The following is a 13,675-nucleotide window of genomic DNA, read 5'->3' as shown; positions in this document are numbered from 1 at the left end:
CGATGATCCTCGATGAGGCGGATTTCGATCGCGACGATGCAGCGCCGATCGACATGCTGGAAAGCTATTTCGCGGCGCATGGCTGGGACCACGAACGGCAAGACGATGAAGTCATCGCCAAGGTCAAAGGAAGCTGGACGCAATATGAGCTTCGCGCGCTATGGCGCGAGGAAGACAGCGTTATTCAATTCCTGGCCTTTCCCGATGTTCGCGTCGCCGACGACCGGCGTGGTGCGATCTACGAAGCGATCGGGCTGATCAACGAGCAATTGTGGGTCGGGCATTTCGAATTGTGGTCGGCCAGCGGAATCCTGCTGTACCGCCATGCCGCGATGATCGAAGGCGCGACCGAATCGGGCGGCGGCACGATGTCGCTGGGGACGGCGGAGTTGCTGGTCGAAAGTGCGATCGACGAGTGCGAGCGATTCTATCCGGTGTTTCAGTTCGTCCTGTGGGGCGGCAAAACCCCTGCCGAAGCGATGGCTGCAGCCATGACAGAGACGCAGGGCGAGGCCTGAATGGTCGGGCACGACCGTCCGGAGCGGACGGTGACTCGCGTCTGGATGATCGGTTGCGGGAATATGGGCGGGGCGATGCTCCGCCAATGGATTGCCAGTGGGGTTCTGGCACCCGGCAATGTCGATGTGGTCAACCGGGCCGACCGGCTTTTGCCGACAGGCGTCCGGCAGGCGCGGGATGTGCCGAGCGGGCCATTGCCCGATCTCGTGATACTGGCGATGAAGCCGCAGCAATTGGACGACGTCGCGGGGCGCTTTGCGGAGCGCTTGCGGGGCGTGCCGGCGTTGATCTCGATTTTGGCGGGCGTGGAAGAGCAAGCGTTGGCCGAGCGGTTTCAGGCCCGGGCGATCGTTCGGGCGATGCCCAATCTGCCGGTCGGGATCGGCAAGGGCGTGGTGGCGCTCGACAGCAGTAGTGCCGATCCGGCGCTGCGCGGCGCGATTACGACGTTGATGGCGGCGCTCGGGCTGGTCGAATGGGTCGATGCGGCGCATTTTGACGCGGTCACCGCGCTGGCCGGGTGCGGACCGGCGTTCCTATACCGCTTTATCGATGCGCTCGCGGCGGCGGGCGTCGCGCAGGGATTGCCAGAGGATCAGGCGAACCGGCTGGCGCTCGCCACGGTTGAGGGATCGGCGCTGCTGGCCGCTGCGGCGGATGTTCCGCCGGGCACGCTTGCCGATCGTGTCGCCAGCCCAGGCGGATCCACGCGCAAGGGGCTCGACGTGCTCGATCAGGGGGAGGCCCTCGTCGCTTTGCTGCGCGAGACGGTTGCAGCATCCGCTCGGCGCAATGCCGAAATGGCCGCGGCAGCGCGACGCTAGCATGATGCCGCCGGTGTCCGCTTAAAGGCTGTCGCCGGTCAGACCGAGAGGAGCTTCAGCACCTCGTCGGGGGTGATGCCTTCCAGCACCGCCCAAAAACCGCTGACCGCATTTTGTCCGGCGCTGGCATATGCTTGCGCCCACACTTGGCGGACGCATTCGAACAGATCGCCTTCGAGGTCTTTGCCCGCCTGCGACAATCGCAAGAGCCGTTGCCGTCGATCGCGCTCGCCGACTCGTGTTTCGACGAGGTTACGCTCCACCAGCTCGTTGAGAACGCGGCCGAGCGATTGCTTGGTAATGCCAAGCAGCCCGAGAAGCGCGCTGACGGTCAAATCGGGATGGCGCGCGATAAAATACAAAGCGCGGTGGTGCGCCCGGCCCAGTCCCAACGCGCTCAGCCGCTCCTCGGTAGAGCGCGCAAGCGTGCTCTGCGCGAAGTACATGAGTTCCATGCCACGACGGATTTCGGGTTCGCGCAGGAAAAGCGGCGAGGCGGAGGCGATTGCGGTAGCCATTGTTGACCGCGTTTGCCGCCTCCCGTACAGCCCTTCAACCCCCAAATTGTAACAACTTGTCGCAGGGCTTCGATGCAGCAGAACGCCACTATCGCCCACCGCCCCACAGCCGATGCGCAGACCTTCGCCGTCGAGCCGCATCCGACGCCGACTCTCGCGAACGAACGCACCGGCCTGATCGCCAACCCCGGTTTCGGGCGCGTCTTCACCGATCACATGGTGACGATCCGCTATAACGAGGTTGCGGGTTGGCACGACGCCAAGATCACCCCGCGCGCCGCGTTCCAAATGGATACCGCCTCGGCGGTGCTGCATTATGCGCAGGAAATTTTCGAGGGGCTGAAGGCGTATCGTTTGCCCGATGGCGGTGCCGCGCTGTTCCGCCCCGCAGCAAACGCGGCGCGTTTCCGCAAATCGGCGGAGCGGATGGCGATGGTGCCGCTGCCCGATGAGCTCTTCGTCGAGTCGGTCCGCGCCATCGTGCGGCAAGAGGCCGACTGGATCCCCGATATCGACGGCGGCGCGCTGTATCTGCGCCCGTTCATGATCGCGAGCGAAGTGTTCCTCGGGGTAAAGCCGTCCAGCGAATATCTGTACGCCGTGATCGCGTCTTCGGTCGGTGCCTATTTCAAGGGTGGCGCGCCCGCCGTAACCTTGTGGGTGTCGCAGGACTATACGCGCGCCGCACCCGGCGGCACTGGTGCGGCCAAATGCGGGGGCAATTATGCGGCCAGTCTGATCGCCCAGGCCGAGGCGACTCGGCAGGGGTGCGATCAGGTGCTGTTCCTCGACGCGATCGAGCGGCGCTGGATCGAAGAACTGGGCGGCATGAACATCTTCTTCGTGTTCGACGATGGCAGTATCGCCACTCCACCGCTGACCGGCACGATTCTCCCCGGCATCACCCGCGATTCGCTGCTGACCCTGGCGCGTGACATGGGCCTGAACGTCCGCGAGGAGCCTTACGCGATCGACCAGTGCCGCGCCGATGCGCAAAGTGGCCGTTTGCTGGAAGCGTTTGCCTGCGGAACGGCGGCGGTCGTCACCCCGATCGGCACGATGAAGATGCGCGATGGCGCGTTCGACATTGGCGGCGGTGGCCCTGGGCAAACAACGTTGCGGTTGCGCCAGGCATTGATCGATATTCAGCGCGGACACGCGCCCGATCCGTATGGCTGGCTCGAGCGGGTGATCTGAAAGCGCGAATCCGGGCTTTCCAAGCTTGGATTCGCAGCCTAAAGCACGCCGCTCCCGGATTGGGGCGTCGCCAAGTGGTAAGGCAGCGGCTTTTGATGCCGCCATTCGCAGGTTCGAACCCTGCCGCCCCAGCCAATCTCTTCATCACGATTCTGCATGGGCAGAAAATTAGCGGTCGACAGAAGCGGAGCCGCGCTTGAAAGACGCAGCGACGATGACGATGCTCCGCCTGATCCTGCTCGGCCTGACCGCCGCCACCCTGTCCTGCGGCCCGGCTGACGCGCGAACTCGGCACGCCAAAATCGCCCTAACCTTCGATGACCTGCCGGCGCTGACGATCGCGAAGGACCAGCGTTATGTGAACGGCTTGAACGCCGACATTCTGGAGGGTCTGCGCAAGCACAGGATTCCGGCGACGGGGTTCGTCAACGAATCGAAGCTCAACGAGCTGGATCGACCGCAACAGATCGCCGTTCTGGAGCATTGGCTCGATGCGGGAATGGACCTGGGGAATCACACCTTTTCCCACGAATCCCCCAACCGCCTGGGCGCGGCCGCTTACATTGCCGATATTGCGCGCGGCGAGCCGGTTACGCGTGGGTTGCTTGAAGAACGGCACCGTCGGATTGGCTGGTTTCGCCACCCCTATCTCGAAACCGGCACGCCGGAGGCGGTCAAGCACGAGATCAACGCCTGGCTGACCGCGCATGGCTATCGCATCGCGCCGGTCACGATCGATGCCGACGACTGGGAATTTGCCGAGCCCTATGATGCCGCGACCATCGCGCAGGACGAGGCGGCGCGCGCGCGGATCCGGCAGCTCTATCTCGCCCATACCGCGACGACGATCCGCTGGTATCGCAGCGCAGCGCGTGCGCTGTTCGGGCGCGATATCGCCTATGTCATGCTGCTGCACGCGACGCGGCTGAATGCGGATTCGATCGACGACCTCGCCGCCATCCTTCGGCGCGAGCATCTGCAGCCGGTGACGCTGCCGCAGGCGATGAAGGACCCGGCGTATCGCACCCCCGATCCCTATACCGGCAAGGAAGGGATCGAATGGATGGAGCGCTGGTCGATGGCGCTGCACAAGCCGCTGCCGTGGAGCAGCTTCACCGACGTGCCGAAAGAGATCGAAGCCGCCTATGACCGGGTCGATCATGATCGGTGAGGTTCAATCGTCGGTGACGTCGAATTTCAGGCCCGGATCCTGATCTCAAACACCAGCCCGCGGCCCGCTTCGCCGCGCCGAACGTTCAGTCGCCCGCCATGCGCCCGCGCCACCCGGTCGACAATCGATAGACCGATGCCCGAGCCTTCGATCTGCGACCCGGCACCACGCCAGAGCCGTTCCGTCAGGCGCGCCAGATCCTCCTGCGGTAGCGGCGGACCGTCGTCGCAGACGGTGATGCCAGCGTTCGCGCTGCGGACTTCGATCGCGGTTCCGGGCGGCGTGTGGCGGGTCGCATTGTCGAGCAGATTCTCGAGCGCGAGCGTGAGCGCTTCGCCATACCCATAGACCTGTGCCGGGCCGGGAGCGCGATCGAGCGCAATGCTGCGGCCCGAGGCCAGAATCGCAGGCGCACGATCGGCGACGACCTGTTCCGCCAACCGGTGGAGATCGACGGTCGTGCCACTCGATTCCAACGGTCGCTCAAGCTCTGCCAGCGCCAGCAATTGTGCGATCACGCGCCCGGCGCGATCCACGGCTGCCATCAGCGCCGAGCGCGCCTCCGGGTCGGCAATCGCGTCGGCGCGCAATCGTATGGCAGCGAGAGGCGTACGCAATTCATGCGCGACATCGGCGGCAAAGGCGGTTTGCACCCGGATCGCCGCGGCGAGACGGTCCAGCGCGGCATTGGCGGCCTCGGCCAGCGGCTCCGCCTCCAGCGGGAGCAGGCCGCGCGGCAAGCGCGTGTCGAGGGATTGCGGACCGATTTGCGCTGCGGCCAGTGAGACCATGCGCATGCGGTGCGTCAAACGGCGCGCGAGCAGCGCGCCGATCACTGGCACGAGCAGTGCAATCGGCAGCGATATCAGCGCAAAGCGCGAGAGGAAGTTGCGCACGACATCGTCGGTGACCACCTCCGGGTCGGCATCGTCTTGCGATACGACAATCCAGCCTACCGTTGCGGGCAGGCAGAACGCCTGGATCGCGCCTTTTCGAAAGAAATGCGATGTCTCATCGAGCGGTGCGGCCGCCAGGATCTGCGGCCGTGACGGTCCGTAGGAATTGAGCACCCGGCGATTTCGGCCGATCACGCTGACGGCCATGCCGTTGGACAAGACCACGGGTTGGGGGGCACCGGCCTGCCCGAACGACGCCGAAAGCGCCGCCTGTCGGCGCAGCAAATTCCGCTGAAAATGGTCGGCGGTCTGGTGCAGCAGGGCAGACGCGCTCCACAGCAACGTGATTGCGGCGACCAAAGCGATGCCGACATGCAGCGCGATAAATTGCCCGAGCAGCGAGCGCGGCGCGCGCATTCTCACGCGGCGGCGACCATCATATAGCCGACGCCGCGTACCGTCTCGATCCGCGCGCAGCTCGATCCGTCTTCCAGCTTTTTGCGCAAGCGGTGGATATAGACCTCCACCGCATTGGACCCAAGATCGCTGTCGAGGCCGAAGAGCTGATCCTCCACCACGGTTTTGGGTACGACCTTGCCGCAACGGCGCAACAGCAATTCCAGCAACTGCGTTTCGCGCACGGACAGCGCCAGCGGTTGGGCATCGATATAGGCGACGCGAGTCTCGACGATGAATTCCAAAGCGCCGCAGCGGAGCGACTTGCCGGTATAGCCATCCCGACGCCGCAGGATGGCAAGCAGCCGCGCGTGGAGTTCATCGACGTCGAAGGGTTTGACCATATATTCGTCGGCCCCTTCGTTCAGGCCGCGAATGCGGGCATCGATCGCGCCGCGCGCGCTCAGCACGAGCACGGGCCGCGTGTCGCCGCGCGCGCGCATCCGCGTCAACAAAGCGATGCCGTCTTCGTCGGGCAAGCCGAGGTCGAGCAACACTGCCGCATAATCGATTGCGGCGAGATACGCTTCGGCTTCGCCAACGTCGCGTGCGCGTTCCACCGACACACCGCGCCGCGAGAGGGCATCGACCAGCGGCACCGCCACTTCATCGTCGTCCTCGACCAACAAGACCCGCATTCTCGGACTTTCTGCACTGCAGCAATTTGTAAGCGAGATGTAAGCTGGCTTACGTAGAGGTGCCAGCCTTGCCGCAATAGGGTTTCCGATGCACGCTTCTCCGACACCCGAATCCCTGCCCGAGACTCGCACGCTGGCCCCGGCCACGCAGACACGCTGGCTTGTCATCGTCGCCGTTTGTGTGATCGCTGCGGCGCTGTTGTGGTTCGCCGTCGCGCGCCTGACGCACCGCGAGCCCGCCGCCCCGCAACCGACGCCGCCGGGAACCTTGCGCCTGACCGCCGACCAGATGGCGGGATTGAAGACGATGCGCGTCGGCTATTCGGCCTCGGACGACCGCACGTTGGCGAGCGGTGCGATCACGGTCGATGGCGATCGCAGCACACCGGTGCTGATGCCTTATGCGGGCCAGATCGTGCGCGTCCTGGCCGATGCCGGGCAATATGTCCGCGCGGGCCAGCCGCTGCTGCTGGTCAAGACCAGCGATTTCGTCGATGCGTGCAGCGGTCTGTTTGCGGCGCGCGCGGCGTATCAGAACGCGCAGGCGCAATTGGCGACCGCAACGCGCAATGCCGAGCGCCAACGCCAGATTTTCGAGACCGCAGGCGGCGCGCAGAAGGATTATCTGCAAGCGCAGACCGATCTCGTCGCGGCGCAGGCGACCGCGCGCACCACGGCGGCGGCGCTGGGCGCGGCGCGCGATAAATTGTCGATCCTCGGCAAGACCTCCGGCGAAATCTCACGGCTGGAAAGCGTCAACGAAGTGTCGGGCATTCACGACCGCACCACGCTCCATGCGCCGATCGGCGGCCTGATCGCCTCGCGCGATGTGTCGGCCGGGCAATATGTTGCGCAGGGCGGCGACAAGCCGGTGATGACGATCACCGATCCGTCGCACGTCTGGCTGATCGCGCAGATCGCCGAAAGCGATGCCAATGCGGTGCATGTCGGCGATTCGGTGACCGTGACGACGCAGGCGCTGCCCGGACGCAGCTTCCACGCGACGATCGATCTGGTCGGCGCGGCGCTCGATCCGCAGACGCACCGCTTGCCGGTCCGCGCGACCATCGCCAATCCCGATGGGATGCTGAAGCCGCAAATGTTCGCGAGCTTCTCGATCCAGCGGCCGCAGCGCGGCACGGCGCTGCGCATCCCCGCCGAGGCGGTGATCCATGAGGGCGAAACGGCGCGGGTGTGGGTCGTGCGCCCCGATGGGCTGCTCCAGGCCCGCACGATCACGGCGGGTGACGCGCAGGATGGCACCATTGCCGTGCTCGCCGGCCTGAAGCCGGGCGAACGGATCGTCACCGCAGGGGCGCTGTTCGTGAACGAGGCGGGTCTCGGCGAATGAACCGCCTGGTTGAATTTTCGCTGCGGCAGCGGTTGCTGATCGTCGGCATCTTTGCCGCGATGCTGGTCGCAGGCGCGATCGGCTTCTGGAACCTCAATATCGAAGCCTATCCCGATCCCGTGCCGCCGATGGTCGAGGTGATCACGCAGACGCAGGGTCTCTCGGCCGAGGAGATGGAGCGCAACGTCACCATCCCGATCGAGGTCGGCATGGCGGGCATCCCGCATTTGACCGCGATCCGTGCGATTTCGCTGTTCGGCCTGTCCGACATCAAGATCCAGTTCAGCTACGACCTGACCAATGAGGGGGCCAAGCAGCAGGTGATCAACCGCCTGTCGCAATTGCCCCCGCTCGCGGGTGGGGCGCAGCCGACTTTGTCGCCGACCAGCCCGGTCGGCGAAATCTATCGCTACAAGATCAGCGCCCCGCCCGGTTATTCGGTGATGGACCTCAAGACGCTGCAGGACTGGGTGCTGCAACGGCGCTTCAAACGCATTCCCGGCGTGATCGATGTGACCGGCTGGGGCGGAAAACTGCGGACCTATGATGTCGTGATCGACAATGATCGGCTCGCGGCGCAGGGCGTTTCGGTCGGGCAGGTTTTGGCGGCGCTGGGCAAGAGCGACGGCAATGTCGGCGGGCAGACGATCAACTTCGGGGCGCAGGCGGCGATCGTGCGCGGCGTCGGGTTGATCCAGTCGGTATCGGCGATCCAGAACGTACTGGTCGGCACGGCCAACGGTCAGCCGATCCTGCTGAAAAAACGTGGCGCATGTCGAGATCGGCAATGCGCCGCGGCTCGGCATCGCCGGGTATAACAATGAGGACGACATCGTTCAGGGCATCGTGCTGATGCAGCGCGGCGCGCAATCGATGCGACGATCGAAGCGGTGCAGAAGGAAGTCGCCGACATCAACGCCTCGGGCATCCTGCCGCCGGGCGTGCATCTCGATCGCATCTATGACCGCTCGGACCTGATCCACCTGACGATCCACACCGTGCTGGAAAATCTGGTCGCGGGGATTGCGCTGATCTTCTTCCTGCAATGGGCGTTTCTCGGCAATTTGCGCAGCGCGATCATTGTTGCCGCGACCATTCCCTTTGCGCTCGCCTTCGCGATCCTGATCCTGGTGTTGCAGGGCGAAAGTGCGAACCTGTTGTCGGTCGGTGCGCTCGATTTCGGGCTGGTGGTCGATGCCAGCGTCATCATGGTCGAGAATATCTTCCGCCACATGGTGGAACGCTCAGCGCATGTCGAAGGCGGGCGCGGGCATTACACACTGGCCAGCCGCTTCTCGGCGGTGTTGGGGGCGAGCCATGAGGTCAGCCGGGGCATCTTCTTCGCCGCCGCGATCATCATTGCGAGCTTCCTGCCGCTGTTCACGCTGACGGGCGTCGAAGGCCATATCTTTGGGCCGATGGCGAAGACCTATGCCTATGCCATTACCGGCGGCCTGATCGCCACCTTCACCGTCGCGCCGGTACTGGCGACGATGTTGCTGCCCGACAAATTGTCCGAGGTGGAAACGTGGATCGTCGCGCGGTTGCGCCGCCTGTACGAGCCCGCCGCCGCCTTTGCGCTCGGCAACCGCATCCTCGCGATCGGCGGGGTGTTGCTGCTGCTCGGCGGGGCGATGGTCGGCGTGCGCTCGCTCGGCATCGAATTCCTGCCCCATCTCGAGGAGGGCAACATGTATATCCGCGCGAGCCTGCCGGCCTCGATCAGCCTGGAGGCGGGTCAGCCAGTGGTAGACGGCGTACGGCGGATGATCGCCCAATATCCCGAAGTGGAATCGGTGTTGTCGGCGCATGGACGGCCCGATGACGGCACCGATTCAACGGGCTTCTTCAACGCCGAGTTCTTCGTGCCGCTGAAACCGACCGGTAGCTGGCCCGCAGGCGTGACCAAGGAAACGCTGACCGCCGAACTGTCGAAGAAGCTGCAGGCCAAATATCCCGGCGTCGATTTCTCCTTCTCGCAATATATCGAGGACAATGTCGAGGAAGCCGCATCCGGGGTGAAGGGTGCCAATTCGATCAAGCTGTTCGGCCCAGATTTGCCGACGCTCGAAAAATATGCCGATGCGATCAAGGCGGAGATGGCCAAGGTCAAGGGTATCGAGGATCTGGGCGTGTTCCAGTCGCTCGGCCAACCGACGGTGCGGATCGATGTCGATCGCGCGCGCGCCTCGCGTTATGGCCTGACACCTGACGACATCAACGCGACCGTGGCGGCGGCAATCGGTGGGCAATCGGCGGCGGATCTGTATGAAAAGGGCACGGACCGGCACTTCCCGATCGTCGTGCGCCTGAAGGCAGAGCAGCGCGATTCCCTCGACGCGATCCGCCGCATCACCGTTGGCGCGCCGTCGCCCAATGGTAATGGCACGATCCAGGTGCCGCTGTCCGAAGTCGCCGATATCAAACTGACATCGGGTGCGTCGTTCATCTATCGCGAGCATCAGGAACGCTACATCCCGATCAAATTCTCGGTGCGCGGGCGCGATCTCGGCGGCGCGGTGGAAGAGGCGCGGGCACGGATCACGCGGACGGTGCATTTGCCGCCCGGCTATCACCTCGAATGGGCGGGCGAGCTCGACAATCTCACCAACGCCGTCGCGCGGTTGGAGGTAGTCGTGCCGATCAGCCTGCTGCTGATTCTGCTATTGCTCTACGCCAATTTCGGGTCGATCCGTGACAGTCTGCTCGCTTTCTCGGCAATCCCGATGGCGATCATCGGCGGCGTGCTGGCGCTCGCATTGACGGGCACGGCCTTCAGCATTTCCTCGGCGATCGGCTTTGTCGCCTTGTTCGGCATTGCGGTGATGGACGGCATTCTGGTCGTCACCACCTATAACCACGCAATCGACGAATATATGGGGCGGCAAGGCGCTTTGGCGACGACGGTGCGACACAGCTTGCGCCCGGTGGTGATGACCTGCCTGGTGGCGGCGATCGGCCTGCTGCCGGCCGCCATCTCCAATGGGATCGGCAGCCAGGTACAGAAGCCGCTGGCGCTGGTGGTGGTGGGGGGTATGACGCTTGCCCCGTTGCTGATCCTACTGGTGTTGCCGGTGCTGATCGATCGCTTCTCGCGGCGGGTGCCGCCGGGGGATCGCGGTGCGCACGGGCGCGATGTCGGGCACCATCCGCACCCCACCGCCGATTCGGGGGAGATGCCGGCATGAAGCGCCTCTTGCTCGCAGTGCTCGCCGGGTCGGTATCGGCTTGTGCGGTCGGCCCCCGGGACCTGGATCCGCATGTCGCGTTACCGCCGCCTGTCAAACCGCAGAGCTTTGCGCCGCGTGCCGGGGAGGCGCAGGTGGCGCGGACCGGCACCGTGGCGAGCGACTGGTGGCGCGCTTTCGGATCGTCCGATCTCGATGCACTGGTGGACGAGGCGCTACGTCATGCGACCGACATCGCCGTCGCCGATGCGGCCTTGCGTCAGGCGCGCGAGCTTGCCGGGGCGGCGGGTGGCGCGGCGTTGCCTCAGGTCGATGCGAGCTATCAGGCGCAGCGCACGCGCGTTTCCAAGGCGCTTGCTCCCGCAGTGACCGACGCCACGCAATATCTGTATTCGTTGCACACCGCGCAGGTGACGGTCAGCTATTCGCCCGACGTGTTCGGTGGAACGCATGCCAAGATCCGGTCGGCACGGGCTGCGGCGGATGTCGCACGCCACCGGCTTGAAGCGGCACGCGCGACTGTAGCGGCCAATTTGGTGCAGGCCGTGATCCAGCGCGCGTCGCTGGCCGATCAGATCGACGCGGCGCGGGCAAGTTTGGCGGTCAACCGCGACATTCTGCAGAGCCAGCGGCGACGCCAGCAACTTGGTGCTGTGGGCGAGGCGGATGTGGCGACCCAGCAGACCGCCTTGGCAACGGCGGAAGCGGCGCTGCCGGCACTTGTGCGAGCAGAGGCGCATCAGCGCGTGGTCATCGGCACCTTGCTCGGCCGCGCGGCGGGGGGCGATCTGCCGACCCTGCCAGCGCTTTCTGCCATCTCACTGCCGCACGACGTGCCGCTTGCCTTGCCGTCCGACCTCGTGGCGCGGCGCCCCGATGTGCGCGCCGCGCGGGCGCAACTCGAAGGGGCAGGGGCCGATGTCGGCGTGGCGATTGCCGCCCGTTTGCCCAACCTGCAGTTGAGCGCGAGCGCCGGGGGCGAGGCGCAGCATCTGTTCGACCTGTTCCAGAGTGGCAATCCGTTCTGGGCGTTGCTCGGCGGAGTCACGCAGCCGATCTTCCACGGCGGGGCGTTGCGACACCAGCAGCGCGCGGCAGAAGCCGCGCTGGACGGGGCAAAGGCGCAATATCGCGCGGCGGTGCTACAGGCGTTTGGGGACGTTTCGGACGCGTTGAGCGGCCTGCGCACCGATGCCGATGCGCTGGACGCCGCCGCGCGCGCGAGCGATGCCTCCGGTCGCGCGCTCGGCTTCGTTCGCCGCCAATTGGCGCTTGGGGATGTTGGTACTCTGGCCCTGCTCAACGCCACCGCCGCAGACGCGCAGGCGCGTGCACAGTTGATCCAGGCGCGCGCTGCCCGGTTGGCCGACACCGTTGCTTTGTACCAGGCGGTCGGCGGTGGTGTTGTCGCCGATTGAGGTGTGCTAGCCCCGCGCATGACGATCAGGAAGAGGCAGGAGATGTCGGAAGAAGGTTTTGAAATCCGTGGCGCGCATGAGGAAGAGATCGAAGACCGGGCGCATCACCGTGAGCCCTTGAGCCAGAAGATCGCGCTGTTCTCTGCGGTGTTGGCGACCCTTGGTGCGATCGTCAGTTTCCTGGGCGGCCACACTCAGAACGACGCGCTCTATTACAAGAATGAGGCCGTGCTGATGAAGGCGCGGGCCTCGGATAGCTGGGCCTATTATCAGGCGGAGGATATCAAGCGGCACCTCGCCGACACCGTCGTCAAGATCGCGCCCGCTTCGGCCAGCGCTGCGGCGGCGGATTCGCGCAAATATGCCGAACGTGCCCGGGAACTGCGCGCGACGGCGGAAGAGCTCGATCGCAAATCCGAAGAGGCGGATGCGGAGTCGCGGCGCGCGCTTTCGCCCCATACCAAGCTCGCGATTGCGATGACCTTCATCCAGATCGCGATCGCGCTCGCCTCGATCAGCGCGCTGACGCAGCGGCGCTGGCTGTTGTGGGGCGCAGGCGCGTCTGCGGTACTGGGCGTCGTGCTGAGCGTGGTTGCGTGGATTTAACGCGCGGCGGACCCTTCCAATCTCGACTGTAGCGCGCATGCGTGCAAGCGTGCGGGCGATGGAACGAAACGGAATGAGACGGGACGGCGTCGCAGGCGTGTCGGTGGCGGCGCTGTTGCTGCCCGAGGCGATCGCTTATGGCGGCCTAGCCGGTTTTCCACCGGGCCAGGCGCTGGTCGCGGCGTTGGCCGGGATTGCCGCTTATGCGCTGGTCGGCCGCAGTCGCGTCGCCATTGTTGCGCCGACATCGGCATCGGCCGCGACGCTCGCTGCCGCGACGGCATCGCTTGCCATTGCCGATCCCTCGCAGCGGTTGCTCGCGGCGGTGGCGATGGTCGGGCTGGTGGGGCTGTTGTTTCTCGTTGCGGGGGCGTTGCGGCTTGGGTTTGTCGCGGCGTTCGTATCGCGACCCGTGTTGCGCGGCTTTGCGATCGGGCTGGCGGCGAGCATCGTGCTGCGCCAGTTTATCGCCACCACCGGGGTCGCACCGGGCGATGGCAACGTGCTGTCGCAACTTGCCGTGACCCTCGCCCATATGCCGGGTTGGAACGGTGCAAGCCTTGCGATTGGGGCGGTTGCGCTCGCGGTGGCGGTGCTGTTGCGGCGCTGGCCCGCTGTTCCCAGTGCGCTGATATTGCTCGCATTGGGCGCGCTTACCGCGTCGATCGTTGATTTGCGGGCATGGCACGTCCCCTTGGTCGGCGCGATCGACCTGACCTTTGCCGCGCCGCGTTTGCCGTTGCTGGATCGCGCACATTGGATCGCGCTCGCCTCTGCCGCCTTGCCGCTGGCGTTGATCGTGTTTGTGGAATCCTGGGGCACGATGCGCTCGCTCGCGCTCAACCGTGGCGAGAGTGTCGACCCCAATCGCGAATTGGTGGCAATCGGTGCTA

Annotated in this window: 11 protein-coding genes, 1 tRNA gene and 1 pseudogene; 10 read left to right on the top strand and 3 right to left on the bottom strand. The window is 65.2% G+C overall.

Features of this window, described 5'->3' with window-relative positions; translation table 11 throughout:
- Positions 1–2: 2 nt before the first annotated feature.
- Both NW75_RS14575 and proC read left to right on the top strand, forming a co-directional pair.
- Positions 3–518: a YbjN domain-containing protein gene (locus NW75_RS14575; RefSeq protein WP_033965895.1), complete on the top strand. Its 516-nt coding sequence runs from the start codon at positions 3–5 to the stop codon at positions 516–518.
- Positions 519–1,343 carry a pyrroline-5-carboxylate reductase gene (gene proC, locus NW75_RS14570; RefSeq protein WP_052192424.1) on the top strand — a complete coding sequence of 275 codons (825 nt, stop codon included), beginning with the start codon at positions 519–521 and terminating at the stop codon, positions 1,341–1,343.
- Between the two features lie 38 nt (positions 1,344–1,381).
- Here the strand turns inward: proC and NW75_RS14565 are convergent, their stop codons facing one another.
- Positions 1,382–1,861 (bottom strand): MarR family transcriptional regulator, encoded by a 480-nt coding sequence (locus tag NW75_RS14565; protein ID WP_033965894.1) that lies wholly within the window; start codon positions 1,859–1,861, stop codon positions 1,382–1,384.
- Between the two features lie 72 nt (positions 1,862–1,933).
- Between NW75_RS14565 and NW75_RS14560 the strand changes: the two genes are divergently transcribed.
- The 3 genes from NW75_RS14560 to NW75_RS14550 all read left to right on the top strand — a co-directional run bounded on the left by NW75_RS14560 (position 1,934) and on the right by NW75_RS14550 (position 4,229).
- Positions 1,934–3,058 carry a branched-chain amino acid aminotransferase gene (locus tag NW75_RS14560; RefSeq protein ID WP_033965893.1) on the top strand — a complete coding sequence of 375 codons (1,125 nt, stop codon included), beginning with the start codon at positions 1,934–1,936 and terminating at the stop codon, positions 3,056–3,058.
- Between the two features lie 60 nt (positions 3,059–3,118).
- Positions 3,119–3,193, top strand: a tRNA-Gln gene (locus tag NW75_RS14555).
- Between the two features lie 61 nt (positions 3,194–3,254).
- The gene (locus tag NW75_RS14550; protein WP_231565222.1) at positions 3,255–4,229 is read left to right on the top strand and encodes a polysaccharide deacetylase family protein; all 975 of its coding nucleotides are present in this window, start codon (positions 3,255–3,257) and stop codon (positions 4,227–4,229) included.
- A gap of 26 nt (positions 4,230–4,255) precedes the next feature.
- On the opposite strand, the gene NW75_RS14545 is transcribed toward NW75_RS14550, so the two are convergent.
- The gene (locus NW75_RS14545) at positions 4,256–5,542 is read right to left on the bottom strand and encodes a sensor histidine kinase (protein ID WP_033965891.1); all 1,287 of its coding nucleotides are present in this window, start codon (positions 5,540–5,542) and stop codon (positions 4,256–4,258) included.
- Between the two features lie 2 nt (positions 5,543–5,544).
- Positions 5,545–6,219, bottom strand: a complete 675-nt coding sequence (locus tag NW75_RS14540) for a response regulator (protein WP_033965888.1) — start codon at positions 6,217–6,219, stop codon at positions 5,545–5,547.
- Between the two features lie 88 nt (positions 6,220–6,307).
- Here NW75_RS14540 and NW75_RS14535 point away from each other — a divergent pair, with 88 nt between their 5' ends.
- The 5 genes and pseudogenes from NW75_RS14535 to NW75_RS24530 form a co-directional block, all read left to right on the top strand.
- Positions 6,308–7,570 (top strand): efflux RND transporter periplasmic adaptor subunit, encoded by a 1,263-nt coding sequence (locus NW75_RS14535; protein WP_033965886.1) that lies wholly within the window; start codon positions 6,308–6,310, stop codon positions 7,568–7,570.
- Positions 7,567–10,758: pseudogene (locus NW75_RS14530) on the top strand (efflux RND transporter permease subunit). Before NW75_RS14535 ends, NW75_RS14530 begins: the two are co-directional and overlap by 4 nt.
- Entirely contained in the window at positions 10,755–12,176 is a 1,422-nt protein-coding gene (locus tag NW75_RS14525) for an efflux transporter outer membrane subunit (RefSeq protein WP_033965885.1), read from the top strand. Before NW75_RS14530 ends, NW75_RS14525 begins: the two are co-directional and overlap by 4 nt.
- A 42-nt stretch (positions 12,177–12,218) precedes the next feature.
- Positions 12,219–12,782 (top strand): DUF4337 domain-containing protein, encoded by a 564-nt coding sequence (locus NW75_RS14520; RefSeq protein ID WP_033965910.1) that lies wholly within the window; start codon positions 12,219–12,221, stop codon positions 12,780–12,782.
- A 73-nt stretch (positions 12,783–12,855) separates the two neighbouring features.
- Positions 12,856–13,675: SulP family inorganic anion transporter (locus NW75_RS24530; protein ID WP_033965909.1), on the top strand; the 820-nt coding region annotated here is incomplete at its 3' end.

This window comes from Sphingomonas sp. Ant H11 (assembly GCF_000797515.1).
GTDB lineage: Bacteria > Pseudomonadota > Alphaproteobacteria > Sphingomonadales > Sphingomonadaceae > Sphingomonas.
This window is presented reverse-complemented; position numbering and strand designations above follow the sequence as displayed.